Origin of the sequence: Rhizobium sp. SU303 (assembly GCF_021052345.1) — a bacterium.
Lineage (GTDB): Bacteria > Pseudomonadota > Alphaproteobacteria > Rhizobiales > Rhizobiaceae > Rhizobium > Rhizobium laguerreae.
Genome location: NZ_CP088095.1, coordinates 2,359,069 through 2,377,643, shown reverse-complemented (window position 1 = coordinate 2,377,643; position 18,575 = coordinate 2,359,069). Strand labels below are relative to the sequence as shown.

At 62.3% G+C, this 18,575-nt stretch carries 16 protein-coding genes; 11 read left to right on the top strand and 5 right to left on the bottom strand.

The features are described from left to right. Nucleotides 1-45 precede the first annotated feature (45 nt). A complete protein-coding gene (locus RlegSU303_RS11950) occupies nucleotides 46-972 on the bottom strand; it encodes a pseudouridine-5'-phosphate glycosidase (RefSeq protein WP_131619827.1) in 927 nt (308 codons plus the stop codon). A gap of 88 nt (nucleotides 973-1,060) precedes the next feature. After that, entirely contained in the window at nucleotides 1,061-2,005 is a 945-nt protein-coding gene (locus RlegSU303_RS11945; RefSeq protein ID WP_131709173.1) for a carbohydrate kinase family protein, read from the bottom strand. Nucleotides 2,006-2,234: 229 nt separating this feature from the next. Here RlegSU303_RS11945 and recA point away from each other — a divergent pair, with 229 nt between their 5' ends. The 3 genes from recA to RlegSU303_RS11930 all read left to right on the top strand — a co-directional run bounded on the left by recA (nucleotide 2,235) and on the right by RlegSU303_RS11930 (nucleotide 7,140). After that, nucleotides 2,235-3,329 carry a recombinase RecA gene (gene recA, locus RlegSU303_RS11940; protein ID WP_003540131.1) on the top strand — a complete coding sequence of 365 codons (1,095 nt, stop codon included), beginning with the start codon at nucleotides 2,235-2,237 and terminating at the stop codon, nucleotides 3,327-3,329. 154 nt (nucleotides 3,330-3,483) lie between these two features. Further along, nucleotides 3,484-6,138, top strand: coding sequence for an alanine--tRNA ligase (gene alaS / locus RlegSU303_RS11935; RefSeq protein ID WP_131718558.1), 2,655 nt, complete (start codon nucleotides 3,484-3,486; stop codon nucleotides 6,136-6,138). Between the two features lie 150 nt (nucleotides 6,139-6,288). Further along, nucleotides 6,289-7,140, top strand: coding sequence for an AraC family transcriptional regulator (locus tag RlegSU303_RS11930; protein ID WP_131718557.1), 852 nt, complete (start codon nucleotides 6,289-6,291; stop codon nucleotides 7,138-7,140). Between the two features lie 43 nt (nucleotides 7,141-7,183). On the opposite strand, the gene RlegSU303_RS11925 is transcribed toward RlegSU303_RS11930, so the two are convergent. The 3 genes from RlegSU303_RS11925 to RlegSU303_RS11915 form a co-directional block, all read right to left on the bottom strand. Further along, complete coding sequence (locus RlegSU303_RS11925; protein ID WP_131619831.1) at nucleotides 7,184-7,810, bottom strand: glutathione S-transferase family protein; 627 nt, start codon at nucleotides 7,808-7,810, stop codon at nucleotides 7,184-7,186. A 77-nt stretch (nucleotides 7,811-7,887) separates the two neighbouring features. Next, a complete protein-coding gene (locus tag RlegSU303_RS11920; protein ID WP_017960660.1) occupies nucleotides 7,888-8,334 on the bottom strand; it encodes a GNAT family N-acetyltransferase in 447 nt (148 codons plus the stop codon). A gap of 71 nt (nucleotides 8,335-8,405) precedes the next feature. Beyond that, complete coding sequence (locus tag RlegSU303_RS11915; protein WP_094085842.1) at nucleotides 8,406-9,617, bottom strand: NADP-dependent isocitrate dehydrogenase; 1,212 nt, start codon at nucleotides 9,615-9,617, stop codon at nucleotides 8,406-8,408. A gap of 186 nt (nucleotides 9,618-9,803) precedes the next feature. Here RlegSU303_RS11915 and RlegSU303_RS11910 point away from each other — a divergent pair, with 186 nt between their 5' ends. The 8 genes from RlegSU303_RS11910 (at nucleotide 9,804) to ttcA (ending at nucleotide 18,532) form a co-directional block, all read left to right on the top strand. Continuing rightward, nucleotides 9,804-10,331, top strand: coding sequence for a hypothetical protein (locus RlegSU303_RS11910; protein ID WP_131619832.1), 528 nt, complete (start codon nucleotides 9,804-9,806; stop codon nucleotides 10,329-10,331). A 54-nt stretch (nucleotides 10,332-10,385) separates the two neighbouring features. Next, nucleotides 10,386-12,425, top strand: a complete 2,040-nt coding sequence (locus RlegSU303_RS11905; RefSeq protein ID WP_131718556.1) for an FUSC family protein — start codon at nucleotides 10,386-10,388, stop codon at nucleotides 12,423-12,425. A 4-nt stretch (nucleotides 12,426-12,429) separates the two neighbouring features. Next, nucleotides 12,430-13,260: an RNA methyltransferase gene (locus tag RlegSU303_RS11900; protein ID WP_231283812.1), complete on the top strand. Its 831-nt coding sequence runs from the start codon at nucleotides 12,430-12,432 to the stop codon at nucleotides 13,258-13,260. Further along, nucleotides 13,241-14,041 carry a glutamate racemase gene (gene murI / locus RlegSU303_RS11895; RefSeq protein WP_094085845.1) on the top strand — a complete coding sequence of 267 codons (801 nt, stop codon included), beginning with the start codon at nucleotides 13,241-13,243 and terminating at the stop codon, nucleotides 14,039-14,041. Before RlegSU303_RS11900 ends, murI begins: the two co-directional genes overlap by 20 nt. Before the next feature lie 180 nt (nucleotides 14,042-14,221). Next, entirely contained in the window at nucleotides 14,222-15,727 is a 1,506-nt protein-coding gene (locus RlegSU303_RS11890) for an ATP-binding protein (protein WP_131644183.1), read from the top strand. A gap of 224 nt (nucleotides 15,728-15,951) precedes the next feature. After that, the gene (gene rpsD, locus RlegSU303_RS11885) at nucleotides 15,952-16,569 is read left to right on the top strand and encodes a 30S ribosomal protein S4 (RefSeq protein WP_003540107.1); all 618 of its coding nucleotides are present in this window, start codon (nucleotides 15,952-15,954) and stop codon (nucleotides 16,567-16,569) included. A gap of 102 nt (nucleotides 16,570-16,671) precedes the next feature. Continuing rightward, the gene (locus tag RlegSU303_RS11880; protein WP_011652167.1) at nucleotides 16,672-17,601 is read left to right on the top strand and encodes a glutaminase; all 930 of its coding nucleotides are present in this window, start codon (nucleotides 16,672-16,674) and stop codon (nucleotides 17,599-17,601) included. A gap of 61 nt (nucleotides 17,602-17,662) precedes the next feature. Next, on the top strand, nucleotides 17,663-18,532 hold the full coding sequence (ttcA, locus tag RlegSU303_RS11875) for a tRNA 2-thiocytidine(32) synthetase TtcA (RefSeq protein WP_131644182.1): 870 nt from the start codon (nucleotides 17,663-17,665) through the stop codon (nucleotides 18,530-18,532). Nucleotides 18,533-18,575 lie beyond the last annotated feature (43 nt).

Here is an 18,575-nt window from a genome sequence, read left to right as displayed (position 1 = left end):
CAGGGCAGAGGGGGCTTGCGTGGCGCCGCCGACGGCCCGTAGTCCTCACTCACCCAGCGCCACCGCAATCTCAGCCGCAAGCCGCGCGTTGTTTTCGACGAGCGCGATGTTAGTCTTCAGGCTCTGGCCATCCGTCAGGTCGAAGATGGTCGAGAGCAGATAGGGCGTCACGGCCTTGCCGGTGATTTCGTCGCGCTCGGCGCTGTCGAGCGCCCGCTCGATATAGATTTCCATCTCCTCGCTCGCGATCTCGTCTGCCTCCGGTACCGGATTGGCGACGAGCATGCCGCCGTCGATGCCGAGCTGTTCGCGCACCGTCTGGAAATTGGCGATGGCGGCCGGGCTGTTCAGCGACAGCGGGCTGCGGATGCCCGAGGAGCGCGACCAGAAAGCGGGGAATTCCTCGCTCTCATAGGTGACGACAGGCACGCCGCGGGTTTCCAGCACTTCCAGGGTCTTCGGAATGTCGAGGATCGCCTTGGCGCCGGCGCAGACGACGATGACGCCGGTGCGCGCCAGTTCCTCGAGATCGGCTGATATATCGAAGCTTTCTTCGGCGCCACGATGCACGCCGCCGATGCCGCCTGTGGCAAAGACACGGATGCCGGCGCGCGCCGCCGCAATCATTGTCGCCGCGACCGTGGTGGCGCCGGTGCGGCGTTCGGCGATGGCAAAGGCGAGATCGGCGCGCGACACCTTCATCACTTCGGTTGCCTTGGCGAGTTGCTCCAGTTCCGCAGCTTCAAGGCCGATATGCAGCGTGCCGTGAATGACGGCGATCGTGGCCGGCACCGCACCCTGTTCGCGAATGATCGCCTCGACGCTGCGGGCCATCTCGATATTGCCGGGATAGGGCATACCGTGGGTGATGATCGTCGATTCCAGTGCTACCAACGGCGCGCCGCGCTGCTTGGCGCTGGCGACTTCCTTCGAATAGGCGATCGGCAGAAGAGGGGAGATGGGCTTGGTCATGGTCTTGTCCTGTGATCGACAGAGCATGATGCCGAAAAGTGTGAGCGGTTTTCGGACGACATCATGCTCAACTATTTAATTAGCCGCTTCAATGCAGAATTCTGACCTCGGGAACAAGGGCAAGCGCCTCATACAGCAGATCGGGCGTCAGATTTTCGTTGACGGCATGCCGTGACTGCACGGTCAGCGTGGCGGCCGCGGTGCCGTGGCGGACGGCTTCTTCGAGCGGCAGGCCTGATATCAATGCGGCGAGTGTGCCGGCCGCAAGAGAATCGCCGGCACCCGTAACATCGGCAACGGTGTCGGCGATCGGCGGCTGCAGCGTCACGGCGCGGCCCTCGCAAAGCACGACGAGCTCACGCCGGCCGCGGGTGACGACGGCGTTCCGGATGCCGATCTGGTTCAGCAAAGGTAGCCAGCCGGCGGCGTCTTCCGGCCGCTCACCGGCAAGGGCGGCAGCTTCAGCCTCATTCAGGAACAGGTAGTCGATATCCCCGATGCAAGGCTTCAGCCTGACGACCTTGGCCGGCGAGATGGCGATTGCCGCAACGGGCTTGCCTAGCGAGCGTGCCTTTGCGACGATCGCCGCGATCGTCTCTTCCGGCAGGTTGGCGTCGACGAGGATGAAATCATGCGCGGCGAAGGCCTCCCGCACCCAGCGGATGGAGAGACGCCGCGGCACGAAGAAGCGATAAAGATCCATGTCGGCGAGGGCGATCACCAAATTGCCGTCCTTCTCGATGATCGCCGTGTAGCTCGGCGTCTTGCGGTCGAGGAAGACGAAGGGCCGGTCGTCGATGCCGGCGAAATCGGCAGCTTCTCCGACCGTCTCGCCCATCGGATCGCCGCCGCGCGGCGAGATCATCGTCACCTGAAAACCAAGTCTTGCCAGGTTGCGCGCCGCATTGAAACCGCCGCCGCCCGGCTCCTCGAACCAGGTGCCGGGATTGCTGGCGCCAGGCGCCGTCTCTCCGGAGATTCGGCCGCGCCGGTCGATATGGGCGCCGCCGAGAACAAGAATCTTTTTCGTCATCCGATCCGCTCTCCCGATGCCCGAAGGACGAATCGATACGGTGCGCCACGTCGCGGTTGAGTCGGCACCTTTGGCTTAAGTCGTTGCTTTTCATCGATAAAACAAATACAGAACACGTGCCGTTTTACCTTTTTCTTTCAACTGTTTGATCGCCTATTGCGAGAATGGAACAAATAGGGTACAAACTCGACATTGCTTGAGCGGCTTCAATAACCTAAAGGTGGATCGGATGTCTCAGAATTCATTGCGGCTGGTAGAGGACAAATCGGTGGACAAAAGCAAGGCGCTTGAAGCGGCACTCTCACAGATAGAGCGGTCGTTCGGCAAGGGCTCGATCATGAAACTCGGCTCCAACGAGAATGTTGTCGAGATCGAGACGATCTCGACCGGCTCGCTTGGCCTCGATATTGCACTCGGCGTTGGTGGCCTGCCGAGGGGCCGCATCATCGAGATCTACGGGCCGGAAAGCTCCGGTAAAACGACGCTTGCACTGCAGACGATTGCCGAAGCGCAGAAGAAGGGTGGCATTTGCGCCTTCGTCGATGCCGAACATGCGCTCGATCCCGTCTATGCCCGCAAGCTTGGCGTCGACCTGCAGAATCTTCTGATCTCGCAGCCCGATACCGGCGAACAAGCGCTTGAAATCACCGATACGCTGGTGCGTTCCGGCGCCGTCGACGTTCTCGTCGTCGACTCCGTCGCAGCACTGACGCCGCGCGCCGAAATCGAAGGCGAGATGGGCGACAGCCTTCCCGGCCTGCAGGCACGACTGATGAGCCAGGCGCTGCGCAAGCTCACCGCTTCGATCTCCAAGTCGAACACCATGGTTATCTTCATCAACCAGATCCGCATGAAGATCGGCGTCATGTTCGGTTCGCCGGAAACGACGACGGGCGGTAATGCGCTGAAATTCTACGCCTCCGTGCGCCTCGACATCCGCCGCATCGGCGCGGTCAAGGAGCGCGAAGAGGTGATCGGCAACCAGACCCGCGTCAAGGTCGTCAAGAACAAGATGGCGCCGCCCTTCAAGCAGGTCGAGTTCGACATCATGTATGGCGAGGGTGTTTCCAAGACCGGCGAACTGGTCGATCTCGGCGTCAAGGCCGGCATCGTCGAAAAGTCGGGCGCCTGGTTTTCCTATAACAGCCAGCGTCTCGGCCAGGGCCGTGAAAACGCCAAGACTTTCCTGCGCGACAATCCGGATCTCGCCCGCGAGATCGAACTGTCGCTGCGCCAGAATGCCGGCCTGATCGCCGACCGCTTCCTGCAGAATGGCGGACCGGACCCCGATGACGGCGATGGCGATGCCACTGCGGAAATGTAATTTTCGCGCTTAAACTCATCGGACAGTTCCAACCGGCCGCATTCCTGATGAGAATGCGGCCGGTTTTGTTTGTCTGCTGGACAGTGGCGGGGGTGAACGTTAAAAGCCGATGAATTTAAATTTACCTGCCTCCGGCAGCATTGAAGGGCATAGCATGAGCGGTGTGAACGATATCCGGTCGACCTTCCTCGACTATTTCAAGAAGAACGGCCATGAGATCGTTCCGTCGAGCCCGCTCGTGCCGCGCAACGACCCGACGCTGATGTTCACCAATGCCGGCATGGTGCAGTTCAAGAACGTCTTCACCGGCCTCGAAAAGCGTCCCTATTCGACGGCGACGACGTCGCAGAAATGCGTGCGAGCCGGTGGCAAGCACAACGACCTCGACAATGTCGGCTATACTGCACGCCACCTGACCTTCTTCGAGATGCTCGGCAACTTCTCCTTCGGCGACTATTTCAAGGAGAATGCGATCGAGCTTGCCTGGAAGCTCGTTACCGAAGGCTTCGACCTTCCGAAGAACCGTCTGCTGGTGACCGTTTATTCCGAGGACGAGGAAGCTGCGACGCTGTGGAAGAAGATCGCCGGCTTTTCCGACGACAAGATCATCCGCATCTCGACCTCAGACAATTTCTGGCAGATGGGCGATACCGGCCCCTGCGGCCCGTGCTCGGAAATCTTCATCGACCAGGGTGAGAATGTTTGGGGTGGCCCTCCGGGCTCACCGGAGGAAGATGGCGACCGGTTCCTGGAATTTTGGAACCTCGTCTTCATGCAGTTCGAGCAGACCGAACCTGGCGTTCGCAACCCGCTGCCTCGCCCGTCGATCGATACCGGCATGGGGCTGGAGCGTATGGCCTGCATTCTGCAGGGCGTTCAGAGCGTGTTCGACACTGATCTCTTCCGCACGCTGATCGGCACCATCGAGGACACGATGGGCGTCAAGGCGGAAGGCAGCGCCAGCCACCGCGTCATCGCCGACCATTTGCGCTCCTCGGCCTTCCTGATCGCCGACGGCGTGCTTCCGTCGAATGAGGGCCGCGGTTATGTGCTGCGCCGCATCATGCGCCGCGCCATGCGCCATGCACAGCTGCTCGGCGCCAAGGAACCGCTGGTCTACAAGCTGCTGCCGACGCTGGTGCAGCAGATGGGCCGCGCCTATCCGGAACTGGTGCGCGCCGAGGCGCTGATCTCGGAAACGCTGAAGCTGGAGGAAAACCGCTTCCGCAAGACGCTGGAACGCGGCCTGTCGCTTCTGTCGGACGCGACGACGGATCTTTCCAAGGGCGATATGCTGGATGGTGAGACCGCCTTCAAGCTCTACGACACCTACGGCTTCCCGCTCGATCTGACGCAGGATGCGCTGCGTGCCCGTGAGATCGGCGTCGACATCTCCGGCTTCACCGATGCGATGCAGCGCCAGAAGGCCGAAGCCCGCTCGCACTGGGCCGGTTCCGGCGAGAAGGCGACGGAAACCGTCTGGTTCGAGCTCAAGGAAAAACACGGCGCCACCGAATTCCTCGGCTATGACACCGAAACGGCTGAAGGCGTCGTGCAGGCGATCGTCAAAGAGGGCGCGGTTTCCACCGAGGCCAAGGCCGGCGACAAGGTGCAGATCGTCGTCAGCCAGACACCGTTCTACGGCGAATCCGGTGGCCAGATGGGCGATACCGGCGTGATCTCGTCCGACCACGGCAAGATCGAGATTTCGGATACGCAGAAGAGGGGCGAAGGCCTGTTCGTGCATCAGGGGACTGTCATCGACGGCGTCGTTAAGGACGGCGATGCGGTCGTGCTGACAGTCGATCATGCCCGCCGTTCGCGGCTGCGTGCCAACCACTCTGCGACCCACCTGCTGCACGAGGCTTTGCGCGAAGTGCTCGGCACCCATGTGGCGCAGAAGGGTTCGCTGGTCGCGCCCGAGCGCCTGCGTTTCGATGTCTCGCATCCGAAGCCGATGTCGGCCGAGGAGCTGAAGATCGTCGAGGATATGGCAAACGAGATCGTGCTGCAGAATTCGCCGGTTACCACGAGGCTGATGAGCGTCGACGATGCGATCGCCGAAGGCGCGATGGCGCTGTTCGGCGAGAAATACGGAGATGAAGTCCGCGTCGTGGCGATGGGCGAGGGCGTGCGCGGCGCCAAGGCCGGCAAGCCCTATTCGATCGAACTCTGCGGCGGCACGCATGTCGGAGCCACTGGCCAGATCGGCCTGATCCGCGTTCTCGGCGAAAGTGCCGTCGGCGCCGGCGTTCGCCGTATCGAGGCCGTCACCGGTGAATCGGCGCGCGAATATCTGGCCGAACAGGACGAGCGCGTGAAGACGCTTGCTGCCTCGCTGAAGGTGCAGCCGGGCGAAGTGCTGTCGCGTGTCGAAGCGTTGATGGACGAGCGCCGCAAGCTCGAAAAGGAACTGGCTGACGCCAAGCGCAAGCTTGCCATGGGCGGCGGGCAGGGCGGCTCGGTCGGTGCCGTGCGCGAGGTTGCCGGCGTCAAGTTCCTCGGCAAGGCGATTTCGGGCGTCGATCCCAAGGATTTGAAGGGGCTTGCCGATGACGGCAAGACCAGCATCGGCTCCGGCGTCGTTGCTCTCGTCGGCGTGTCCGACGACGGCAAGGCAAGTGCTGTCGTGGCGGTGACACCGGATCTCGTGCAGCGCTACAGCGCCGTCGACCTCGTCCGCATCGCATCTGCCGCCCTCGGCGGCAAGGGCGGCGGCGGCCGCCCCGACATGGCGCAGGCCGGCGGCCCCGACGGATCGAAGGCTGACGAGGCGATCGAGGCGGTAGCCGTGGCACTTGCCGGCTGAACTGCCGGTTCATCAACGATTTTCGAAAGGCGGAGGCTTGGCTTCCGCCTTTTTTGTTTCGCAGGTTCAAAGCCCAGAGCCAATTTCCGCAGGATTTGTCAAATCGGGTTATGGTTCTCTCAAGCCGATCGACTTGCACGAGGTTCCGATATGAATGGCGAAACGGCATGGGCACTTTATGAAAACCGTCTGAGACGGGTTTCGGCCTATATTCACGACCACCTCGACGAGGAGCTGGATATGGAGCGCCTTGCCGAGATCGCCTGCATGTCGAGCTATCACTGGCACAGGATCTACCGGGCGATTTACGGCGAGACGCTGGCGGCCACCGTCAAGCGGCTCAGGCTGCATCACGCGGCGGGCGAGATCGTCCGCACGGAACTTGCCGTCAGTGAAATTGCGAAGCGATCAGGCTATCCCAATCTCCAATCCTTCAATCGTATTTTCAAGTCGGTCTACGGCATGCCGCCGGCCCGCTACCGGAAAGAGGGAAGCCACACAGCCTATGAGCCCTCACCTAACGGAAAGACCAAAGTCATGTTAGACGTTACCATACGTGAGATCGCGCCGATCAAGCTGATCGGCGTTGCCCATACCGGCTCCTACATGCAGATCGACAAGGCCTTCGAGACGCTTTTCGGCACGCTTTACGCCCGCGGCCTCGCCAAGCCCGACATGCGGATGATCGGCGTCTATCTCGACGATCCCGATCTTGTGCCGGAGGAAAAGCTGCGCTCGATCGCCTGCGTCACCGGCGCTGCCGAAGTGTCGTCGGCGTCACCCTTCGAGCGGCGCACGATCGACGGCGGCGATTATGCGGTGCTGCGCCACAAGGGTCCCTATGCCGACATGTCCAAGTCCTATCAGTGGCTCTTTGCCGAATGGCTGCCGAAATCCGGCCGGCAGCTGAAGGACAGGGTCATGTTCGAGGAATATCTCAACAATCCGCGCGAGGTGTCGCCGACCGAGCTTTTGACGGATATTCACATGCCGCTCGTCTGACGCCCCGATCGGGAGCGCGGCGGATCTGCCGTGCCTTCGAGACTCAGGCGGCCTGCATGGTCTTGACGGCTTCGTCGTCAAGGGCGTTCGCCCGCTTGTAGGCCTCGCGCTGGCTGATGCGGCCGACATAGTCGAGGAATGCTTGGCGTCTTTCGATGCCGCCGAATCCGATGCCCCAGCCGATATGGGAGCCGACATAGACGTCGGCGGCGGTGAAACGCTCGCCGGTGATGTAGGTCGAAGCGGAGACGGCTTTCTCGAGTGTGTTCATGACGTCGCCGAAACTGCCGCAGCCGGCCATGCGCAGGCGTTCCTTCGGAATTTCGAAGCCGAGAGCCTTCATCGTCACCGCCGATTCGAGCGGACCGGCGGCAAAAAACATCCAGCGATAATAGCGGGCGCGCTCCTCCGGCCTAGGCGCCAGCGCCTTTTCGGGGAAGGTCTCGGACAGATAGGCGCAGATCGCCGCGCATTCGGTGACGATGGTGTCGCCATGGCGGATCGTCGGCACCTTGCCCATCGGATTGACCGCGAGATATTCCGGCGCCTTCATGGTTTCGCCGAAGGTCAGGAGTTCGGTGCGATAGGGCTGGCCGATCTCCTCCAGCATCCAGCGCGCGATGCGGCCGCGCGACATCGGGTTCGTATAGAATACCAATTCTTCGGTCATGACGTCCTCCTCGTGTTGCCGTTATTTGGTCCCACGGAATCAATAGCGCAGCGATGTCTGCCTGCAAGGCCCGATCGTCAGAGCGCCTTGCGATATTGGATGAAGCCGGAGCGCTCGGCGATCCTGTCATAGAGCCGGCGGGCCGTTGCATTGGTCTCGTGGGTCATCCAATAGAGCCTGCCTGCGCCGTTGGCGCGGGCGAGGTCGGCGACGGCCTCGATCAAAGCGGCACCGGTACCGAGCCCGCGCTGGCTGTTGTCGACATAGAGATCCTGCAGGTAGCAGGTCCATTGCGGCAGCCAGCAGGAACGGTGAAAGATGGCATGGACGATGCCGACAAGCTGGCCGTCTTCGTCAAAGGCGCCGAGCGCATGCATCGGTTCGTCAGGATCGTGGAAACGAGCCCAGGTGAGATCCGTGGTTTCGGGCGGGATGACCACTTCGTAGAAGCGCTGATAGGCCTCCCAAAGGGGTTCCCAAGCGGCTCGGTCAAAGGGTTCGAGCGGTCGCAGGATGGCCGTCATCGGTTCGTTCTCCCAAAATGAAAACGGCGGGGAAATCCCCGCCGCTTCGATGTTATCTCGGAAAGGCCGGCTTACGCCATGGCCTTCTGCAGGTTCTGATCGATCTTGTCGAGGAATGCGGTGGTCGAGAGCCACGGCTGGTCGGGGCCGATCAGCAGCGCCAGGTCCTTGGTCATGAAACCGGATTCGACGGTGTCGACGCAGACCTTTTCGAGCGTCGCGGCGAAGCGGGCGAGTTCGGCATTGTCGTCGAGCTTGGCGCGGTGCGCCAGGCCGCGGGTCCAGGCGAAGATCGAGGCGATCGAGTTGGTCGAGGTTTCCTGGCCCTTCTGGTGCTGGCGGTAGTGGCGGGTGACCGTGCCGTGAGCGGCTTCGGCTTCGACCGTCTTGCCGTCGGGCGTGAGCAGAACCGAGGTCATCAGGCCGAGAGAGCCGAAGCCCTGGGCGACGGTATCGGACTGGACGTCGCCGTCATAGTTCTTGCAGGCCCAGACGTAGCCGCCAGACCACTTGAGCGCCGAGGCGACCATGTCGTCGATCAGACGGTGTTCGTAGGTGATGTTTGCTTCCTTGAACTGATCCTTGAATTCGGTCTCGTAGACTTCCTCGAAGATGTCCTTGAAGCGGCCGTCATAGGCCTTGAGGATGGTGTTCTTGGTCGACAGGTAGACCGGCCACTTGCGCATCAGGCCATACATCATCGAGGCGCGGGCAAATTCGCGGATCGATTCATCGAGGTTGTACATCGCCATGGCAACGCCGGCGCCCGGTGCGTTGAAGACTTCCTTCTCGATGACGGTGCCGTCTTCGCCGACGAACTTGATCGTCAGCTTGCCCTTGCCGGGGAACTTGAAATCGGTGGCGCGGTACTGGTCGCCGAAGGCGTGGCGGCCGACGACGATCGGCTTGGTCCAGCCGGGAACGAGGCGCGGCACGTTCTTGCAGATGATCGGCTCGCGGAAGATGACGCCGCCGAGGATGTTGCGGATCGTGCCGTTCGGGCTCTTCCACATTTCCTTGAGGTTGAATTCCTTGACGCGGGCTTCATCCGGCGTGATCGTCGCGCACTTGATGCCGACGCCGTACTTCTTGATGGCGTTGGCGGCGTCGACAGTGACCTGGTCGTTGGTGGCGTCGCGGTTTTCGACCGAGAGGTCGAAATAGTCGATGTCGAGGTCAAGATACGGATGGATCAGCTTATCCTTGATGAGCTGCCAGATGATGCGCGTCATTTCATCGCCGTCGAGATCGGCGACGGGATTGGCGACCTTGATCTTGTTCATGTATCTGCCTCGTTCGAGCTTGAATGGGGACGGGGTCCCGGGTGGGTGATGTGATGAGGAGCGCTATAGCATTGTGAACCGGGAACGCAAAGCTGCAAGGGGTTCGACAATGCGTTTTTGCCGCCATTGCCAAGTACTGGAATTTGGCTAGTGTCCGCCTCAACTGCCGACGCCGGACATTCGACCATGAAGACAATCGCCGTTGTTATCGCAAGCCTTATCGCCTTTTCAGGCATCAGCCACGCCGCCGAAATCATCGCTCCGGTGAAGGAGATCATGGACGCGACCAGGAGCAACTGGGCCGACAATAGCAGCGACTGGATCGACATCTTCGACGCGAGCCGGCTTGACCATCTCTACAGCCGCGATTTCGTCGCGAAATACCAGGCGGCGGCGCAGTTTCCCGCCGTCGACGACGACGGCATATCGCCCTTCGACTACGACGTCATCGTCAACGGCCAGGATGCCTGCCCGCTGGAGGATCTGACGATGGTGGCAGCGCCTGTGGTCGACGGCGTGGCCGAGGTGACCGTGCGCTTCAAGAAATCCGCCTGCTCGGATGCGTCCGATGCCCAGGACTATACGACCGTTCATTTCGAGGTGGTCGAGGAAGGCGGCAAGCCCGTCATCGACGATATCGTCACCGAGAATATCGAAACGCAGGCGCGCGATTCCCTGAAGACAACGATGGCGCTGATTGCCAAGGGCCAATAGGCGCGCGACATTCAAGAGCATCGAGATTCGATCTCTGAGCGGCATGAGGGGCTCTTGCATTTGTTTTCCGGTTTTCAGTTCCGCGACTGGCTGCTTGCCAACGATCCGGCGCTTTCGCGCCTGCGCATGGCTTCGCGGGTGACGCTGACGATCGTCCTCTCCTTCGCCATCCTGTTCGCCATCCAGAAGTTGATCGTGCCGCTGCCGACGGCGGCCTTCGGTCTCGGCATCGTGCTGTCGATCGAGGGCGGGGTGGCGGTGCGCGACAAGGGCAATTCGCGCCAGCTGGTGACGCGGCTTTTCGGCTGTGTCGCGAGCCTTGCCGTCGTCGGCATTGCGGCGGGGCTCGAGGATCGCCGTTTTCTCTCCGATCTCGTCTTCCTGGTGGTGATCGCGCTCGCATCGGCCGGGCGGGTGTTCGGGCCGCGTGGCTTTGCGATCGGCATGTTCGCCTTCACCTCTTATTTCATGGGGTCTTATTTCCGGCCTTCCCTTGCCGAGCTGCCTGATGTGGCGATCGGCCCCGTCGTCTCGGTACTCGTCGGCCATCTGGTGAGAGCAGTGCTGTTGCCGGATGATTGGCGGCGCGACCTGCTGCGCTCGCTCGAAAGCGTGCGCGGCCGGATCAACCAGATCCTCTTCAAGCTCGCCACCCTTGCCGGCAGCGGTCATATCGGCGAGGCTGACCGGCAGGAGCTGCGCCAGCTGGAAGACCGGCTGAAGGAAGTGGTGCTGATGGCTGAGACCTTCATTCCACGCCCGCCGGCCGGCGTCTTCGACGGTGCTTCCGATCCCGCCGCGGAATTGGCGATTCGGCTCTTCGATGCGCATCTCGCTGCCGAAAGCGCGATCGTGGTGAGCTTCCAGAGCCTGCCGCCCTTTGCGCTCATCCATGCCGTGATCGAGGCCGACAAGGCGGAGCTCGCCACCTATGAGGGGATGGCGGAAGCCATCAAAGACGAGCCTCAGGGCGAAACCGTGCGGGCGCTTCTCTGGCTCGGCGAGGCGCGGCAGCAGCTGACGCAGGCGATCGGCGAGGGGCAGGCCTCCGGCTTTGCCGGCATCGATGCCGTCAAGGACACTGCGCAGCCTGAAAGGATCGACTTTTCCTTTGCCAATCCGCTGCTGCGCTCGGCGCTGCAGATCACGCTCGCCTCGGCGCTTGCCATGGGCTTCGGTCTGCTTCTGTCGCGCGACCGCTGGTTCTGGGCGGTGCTTGCCGCCTTCCTCGTCTTCACCAACACCAATTCGCGCGGCGACACGGCGATGAAGGCGCTGTCGCGCTCGCTGGGCACGGTGTTCGGGATCGCCATGGGCCTCCTGCTGGCGACGCTGATTTCGGGTGAGCCTGTCGTCGCCATTCCGGTTGCTGTCGTCTGCATTTTCCTCGCTTTCTATTTCCTGCAGGTCTCCTACGCGACGATGACCTTCTTCATCTCGATCGTGCTCTGCCTGGTCTACGGCATGACCGGGGTGCTGACGCTCGATCTCTTGCAGCTGCGCATCGGGGAGACCTTGATCGGCGCGGGGGCCGGAACGGCGGTTGCCTTCCTGGTCTTTCCGGCACGCACGCGCGGCGCGCTTGATGCGGCACTCGCCCGCTGGTTTCAGGCGCTGGACGAGTTGTTGAGCGCGATCGGCGAAGGCAAGAGCGGTTTTGTGCTGATGGCGCTGTCGCAAAAGATTGATGCCTGCTACCGTGACGTAACGGTGGCGGCGCGGCCGCTCGGCTCGTCCTGGTCGGTGGTGACGCGGTCGGGCCAGATCCGCCAGACGCTGGCGATCTTCCTCTCCTGCACCTATTGGGCGCGCATCCTGGCGAAGAGCTACGCAGCATCGGCCGAGGCCGACGAGCTGAAGAGGCTGATCGCGTCGGATCTGGCGCTGATGAAGGATGCGGCCCCGCGCGGCTCGACCTGTTTCTTCATCGAGCGCAAGGCGTCGCGGACGACAGGGCGGCACCTGCCCCTGTCGCGCGAGGGCGCCAGACTTGGGCTCGAAATGATCGGTTCGGCGCTGGAAAGGCTCTATCCGCAGGCTGATGTCTTGCCGTTTGCACCGGGCGAGGTTATTGCGCGCTCGAAACAGGGATAGAACCATGGCAGGCACGAACAGCGAGCGTCAACTTCTGGCCGAAGGGCCGGCGATCATTCTGGTCGAGCCGCAGATGGGCGAGAATATCGGCATGGTGGCGCGCGCCATGGCGAATTTCGGCCTTGCTGAACTGCGCCTCGTCAATCCGCGCGACGGCTGGCCGAACGAGAAAGCACTGGCGACCGCCTCCAAGGCCGATCACGTGATCGAGGCGACCAAGGTCTACGACACGCTGGAACAGGCGGTCGCCGATCTTAATTTCGTCTACGCGACGACGGCGCGCGAGCGCGACGGCTACAAGCCGGTCCGCTCGCCCATCATCGCCGCCGAGACGCTCCGGGCGAGGTTTCGCGCCGGCGAGGGCACCGGCATCCTCTTCGGGCGCGAGCGCTGGGGGCTGACCAACGAGGAGGTGGCGCTTGCCGACGAGATCGTCACCTTTCCGGTCAATCCGGCCTTTGCGTCGCTGAACATCGCCCAGGCGGTGCTGCTAATGTCCTATGAATGGATGAAATCAGGCATGGAGGATCTCGGCGCCGTGCCCTTCCAGGCGGTGGGGCAGACGCCTTCGACCAAGGAACAGCTGTTCGGCCTGTTCGACCAGCTGGAAGAGGCGCTCGATGCGCGCGGTTATTTCCATCCCGCCGGGAAAAAGCCGAAAATGGTCGACAATCTGCGCGCTGTCTTATCCCGCCGGGCTTTCACGGAGCAGGAAATCAGCGTGTTGCGCGGCGTCATCTCTTCCCTCGACCGCTTCTCGCGCAAGAGCCCGCGCGGCGGCCGGTTCCCGACCGCGACCAAGGAAACACCGCCAGATGACAGCGCCGACGCATGAGCTGAAACCCGTCCTCGTCTTCGATTCCGGCATTGGCGGGCTGACCGTGCTGCGCGAGGCGCGCGTGCTGATGCCGGAACGCGGCTTCATCTATGTCGCCGACGATGCCGGCTTTCCCTATGGCGGCTGGGAGGAACAGGCGCTGAAGGAACGGATCATCGGGCTTTTCGGCCGGCTGCTCGCGGAGCACGACCCTGAAGTCTGCATCATCGCCTGCAACACGGCCTTCACGCTTGTTGGTGCCGATCTGCGCGCCGCCTTTCCGCAGATGACCTTCGTCGGCACGGTGCCGGCGATCAAACCGGCGGCGGAGCGCACGCGGTCCGGCCTCGTCTCGGTGCTCGCGACGCCGGGCACGGTCAAGCGCGCCTATACCCGCGATCTCATCCAGTCCTTCGCCCAGCAATGCCATGTCCGTCTCGTCGGCTCGGAGAACCTTGCGCGCATGGCGGAGGCCTATATTCGCGGTGATGCCGTCTCCGACGACGCCGTGCTGGCCGAGATCGACCAATGTTTCGTCGAGAAGGAAGGCCGCAAGACCGATATCGTCGTGCTCGCCTGCACGCATTATCCCTTCATGGCCAATCTATTCCGCAGACTGGCACCTTGGCCGGTGGACTGGCTTGACCCCGCCGAAGCGATCGCCCGCCGCGCCCGCACGCTGGTGCCGCTGATCGCAGACGCTGTGCATCCCGACAATTTCGACTTCGCGGTGCTCACCTCGGGCAATCCCGATTTTGCGACCCGGCGACTGATGCAGGGGTTCGGATTGAGGGCGTAGCTCGGCGAAGATATCCACGATCATGGCAATGGATCAGCTTCTCGGATGATGCCGGGAATTGTCCTGTGGGTTGGCGAAATCCGATCCTGAAAAACCGCGCATTCTTTGATAGACGAGGCGATGCCGTTTCGGAAGAATGGCGCTTCGTTCATGTGAGTCTCTTCGCCGCGAGGATATGCATTGCAGGTTGGCATCGATATGGGATTGGCGTCCGGCAGCCCGGCGACGCTCGATATCGAGGAGCTGCTGGCGACCCGCCTGCTCGTGCAGGGCAATTCCGGATCGGGCAAGTCGCACCTGCTGCGGCGCCTGCTCGAGCAATCGGCGCAATGGGTGCAGCAGGTTATCATCGATCCTGAGGGTGATTTCGTCACCCTCAGCGACAGATTCGGCCATGTCGTCATTGACGGTGAGCGCACAGAGGCGGAGCTTGCGGGCATCGCCAACCGCATTCGCCAGCATCGCGTTTCCTGCGTGCTAACGCTCGAAGGCCTCGATCTCGAAGACCAGATGCGCGCCGCCGCCGCCTTCCTCAACGGCATGTTCGATGCCGATCGTGAATACTGGTATCCGGTTCTCGTCGTGGTCGACGAGGCGCAGATGTTTGCGCCATCGGTCGGTGGCGATGTCTCGGAAGATGCGCGCAAGATGTCGCTCGGCGCGATGACCAATCTGATGTGCCGCGGCCGCAAGCGCGGCCTTGCCGGCGTGATCGCGACACAGCGGCTTGCCAAACTCGCCAAGAACGTCGCGGCCGAGGCCTCGAACTTCCTGATGGGCCGCACCTTCCTCGATATCGACATGGCGCGCGCTGCCGACCTGCTCGGTATGGACCGGCGCCAGGCCGAGATGTTTCGCGACCTGAAGCGCGGCAATTTCGTCGCTCTCGGACCAGCGCTGTCGCGCCGGCCGCTGCCGATCCAGATCGGCGCGGTGGAGACCTCGGCGCGCTCTTCCAGCCCGAAGCTGATGCCGCTGCCGGACGCGCCGCAAGGTGTCGAGGACCTGATCTTCACACCCGATCCGGAGGAATTCCAGCGCCCGCCCGTGCGCCGCGCCCCGCCGGCGCCGCGGCCGACGACCGATATTCTGGCCGAACTTTCGCGCTCGACGCCGGCGGTACCTGCCGAGGCGAGGGCGAGCCAGGTGGAAGTCTCTCCCGAGGAGAGGGAGGAGCGCCTAGCTGGCGTTCTTGCCGAAATACTCGACGATCCCACCTCCGCTTTCCGCACCGATTCGGTGCTTTACCAGGACTTTCTGGTAAGGCTGCGCATGCGCCGCGTACCGGGACCGCCGATCGCGCTGCCGGATTTCCGCCGGCGCGTCGCGATCTCGCGCTCCGGCGTCGATGTGGCAACGGCCGCGACCGATGCCTGGGCGACGGCGCTGTCGCTGTCTTCAGGTGTCACCGACGACCTGCAGGGCGTCTTCCTGATGCTCGCCAAGGCCGCCGTCTGCGGCGAGCCGTGCCCGTCGGACGCCCGCATCGCCCGCGCCTATGGCACCCATTCCGCCCGCCGCGCGCGGCGCCTGCTTGGCTATTTCGAGGAGCAGGGCATCATCGTCGTGCACGCTGATTTTTCCGGCAAGCGTATCGTCGCTTTCCCTGATATGGACTGCCAGACGGCGCCGGGCGACGCCAACGCACCTGATGCTGGCGGCGACCAGCCGCTGGCGGCGGAATAGTGGCGCTTTCGGGGTTTGCCGCTGTTGACATTTTCATGACGGCCCTCTAAAGACCGCCGCAAGCACCGGGCAGCAATGTCCGGTGTTTCATTTGACATGTCCCGTGGATCGTTCCTGTTCGCTAACCGGAACATCCTGTCAGGTCTTGGAAGAGACCAGAGGAGGGCGTGTTTCCTTCGTGCGGTTTGGCAACAAACCGTCATAAACCTTTGAAAGGAAATACGATGAGCAAGCGCGAATCGTCCAAGTACAAAATTGACCGCCGTATGGGCGAAAACATCTGGGGCCGTCCGAAGTCCCCGGTGAACCGCCGCGAATACGGCCCGGGCCAGCACGGCCAGCGCCGCAAGGGTAAGCTTTCGGACTTCGGTGTGCAGCTGCGCGCCAAGCAGAAGCTCAAGGGCTACTACGGTGACCTGCGCGAAAAGCAGTTCCGCGCGATCTTCGCCGAAGCCGACCGCCGCAAGGGCGACACCTCTGAAAACCTGATCGGCCTCTTGGAATCGCGCCTCGACGCAATCGTCTATCGCGCCAAGTTCGTTCCGACGGTCTTTGCTGCCCGCCAGTTCGTCAACCATGGCCACGTCTCGGTCAACGGCGTGCGCGTCAACATCGGTTCCTACCGCTGCAAGGCCGGCGACGTCATCGAAGTTCGCGAAAAGTCGAAGCAGCTGGTGATCGTTCTGGAAGCCGTCAGCCTCGCAGAGCGCGACGTTCCCGACTATATCGAAGTCGATCACAACAAGATGGTCGCAACCTTCGGCCGCGTTCCGACGCTCAGCGACGTTCCGTTCCCTGTCGTCATGGAACCGCACCTGGTCGTCGAATTCTATTCGCGTTAATGCATTTGTCTCGCAGTCGAAACCGATTGCGAGACAACAGCATGCGTCGATATACGGAAAGCCGCTCTTTCGAGCGGCTTTTTTGCGATCTGGAGAGAAGCAATGGCAGATTTGCAGGCGACCCTCGATAGCATCTACGCCGATATCCAGCCGCGGATCGGCGAGGGCAAGGTCGCGGACTATATTCCCGAACTCGCCAAGGTCGACCCGCAGCAGTTCGGCATGGCGATCGTCACCGTCGACGGCAAAGTCTATCGCGTCGGCAATGCCGATACCGCCTTCTCGATCCAGAGCATATCGAAGGTCTTCATGCTGACGCTGGCGCTCGGCAAGGTCGGCGAGGGGCTGTGGAAGCGGGTCGGGCGCGAACCCTCGGGATCGGCTTTCAACTCGATCGTCCAGCTGGAGCACGAGAGCGGCATTCCCCGCAACCCCTTCATCAATGCCGGCGCGATCGCCGTCAGCGATGTCGTCATGGCTGGCCATGCGCCGCGCGAGGCAATCGGTGAGCTGTTGCGCTTCGTGCGCTACCTCGCCGATGACGAGTCGATCACCATCGACGACAAGGTGGCGCGCTCGGAAACGCAGACGGGATACCGCAATTTCGCGCTTGCCAATTTCATGCGCGCCTACCGCAATCTCGACCATCCCGTCGACCATGTGCTCGGCGTCTATTTCCATCAATGCGCCTTATCGATGAGCTGCGAGCAGCTCGCCCGCGCCGGGCTGTTCCTGGCGGCGCGCGGCAGCAATCCGACGACCGGCCATTCGGTGGTCTCGCCGAAGCGGGCGCGGCGCATCAATGCGCTGATGCTGACCTGCGGCCATTACGACGGCTCGGGCGACTTCGCCTATCATGTCGGCCTGCCCGGCAAGAGCGGCGTCGGCGGCGGTATCTTTGCCGTGGCGCCGGGCATTGCCTCGATCGCCGTGTGGTCGCCGGGACTGAACAAGGTCGGTAATTCACAGCTCGGCGCCGCGGCGCTGGAGATGCTTGCAGCACGCACCGGCTGGTCGGTTTTCGGCGATTGAACGCTGTGTTGGCAGGACGCTTTCTGCTAAGGCAGGTCTGGACCTTCGATAGGACGAAGCAATGAATATCGCAGCCAACATCGCTGATGATTTAGAAACCGGCGAGGCCGACAACAGCGGCCATGCGCTGTTTTCCGATGCACCGCGCTCGGTCTCCTTCAACAAGCTGCGCAAGCGCCTGCTGCGGCAGGTGCGCCAAGCTTTCGACGATTTTGACATGCTGAAGGGCCAGAAGCGTTGGCTGGTCGGCCTTTCCGGTGGCAAGGACTCTTATGGGCTGCTGGCGCTGCTGCTCGACCTCAAATGGCGCGGCCTGCTGCCGGTCGAGCTCATCGCCTGCAATCTCGACCAGGGCCAGCCGAACTTTCCGAAACACGTGCTGCCGGACTATCTCACCAAGATCGGCGTCCGCCACCGGATCGAGTATCGGGACACCTATTCGATCGTGAAGGAGAAGGTGCCTGAAGGCGCCACCTATTGTTCGCTCTGTTCGCGGCTGCGCCGCGGCAATCTCTACCGTGTCGCGCGGGAAGAGGGCTGCGATGCGCTGGTGCTCGGCCACCACCGCGAGGACATTCTCGAAACCTTCTTCATGAATTTCTTCCATGGCGGCCGGCTCGCCTCGATGCCGGCGAAGCTTCTGAACGACGAGGGCGATCTGATGGTGCTGCGGCCGCTCGCCTATGCTGCCGAGGACGACCTCGAGAAGTTCGCGGCCGCTATGCAGTTTCCGATCATCCCCTGCGATCTCTGCGGCTCTCAGGACGGGCTGCAGCGCAATGCGATGAAGGATATGCTCGCCGATATCGAGCGGCGCATGCCGGGCCGCAAGGATACGATGCTGCGGGCTCTTTCGCATGTGAACCCGTCGCATCTGCTCGACCCGAAACTCTTCGACTTTTCCACCCTTGGTGTCACCGATCCTTCATGAAAGGCCGGCTAAGCAGGCTGGCTATTGCATCAAGGACAGGATT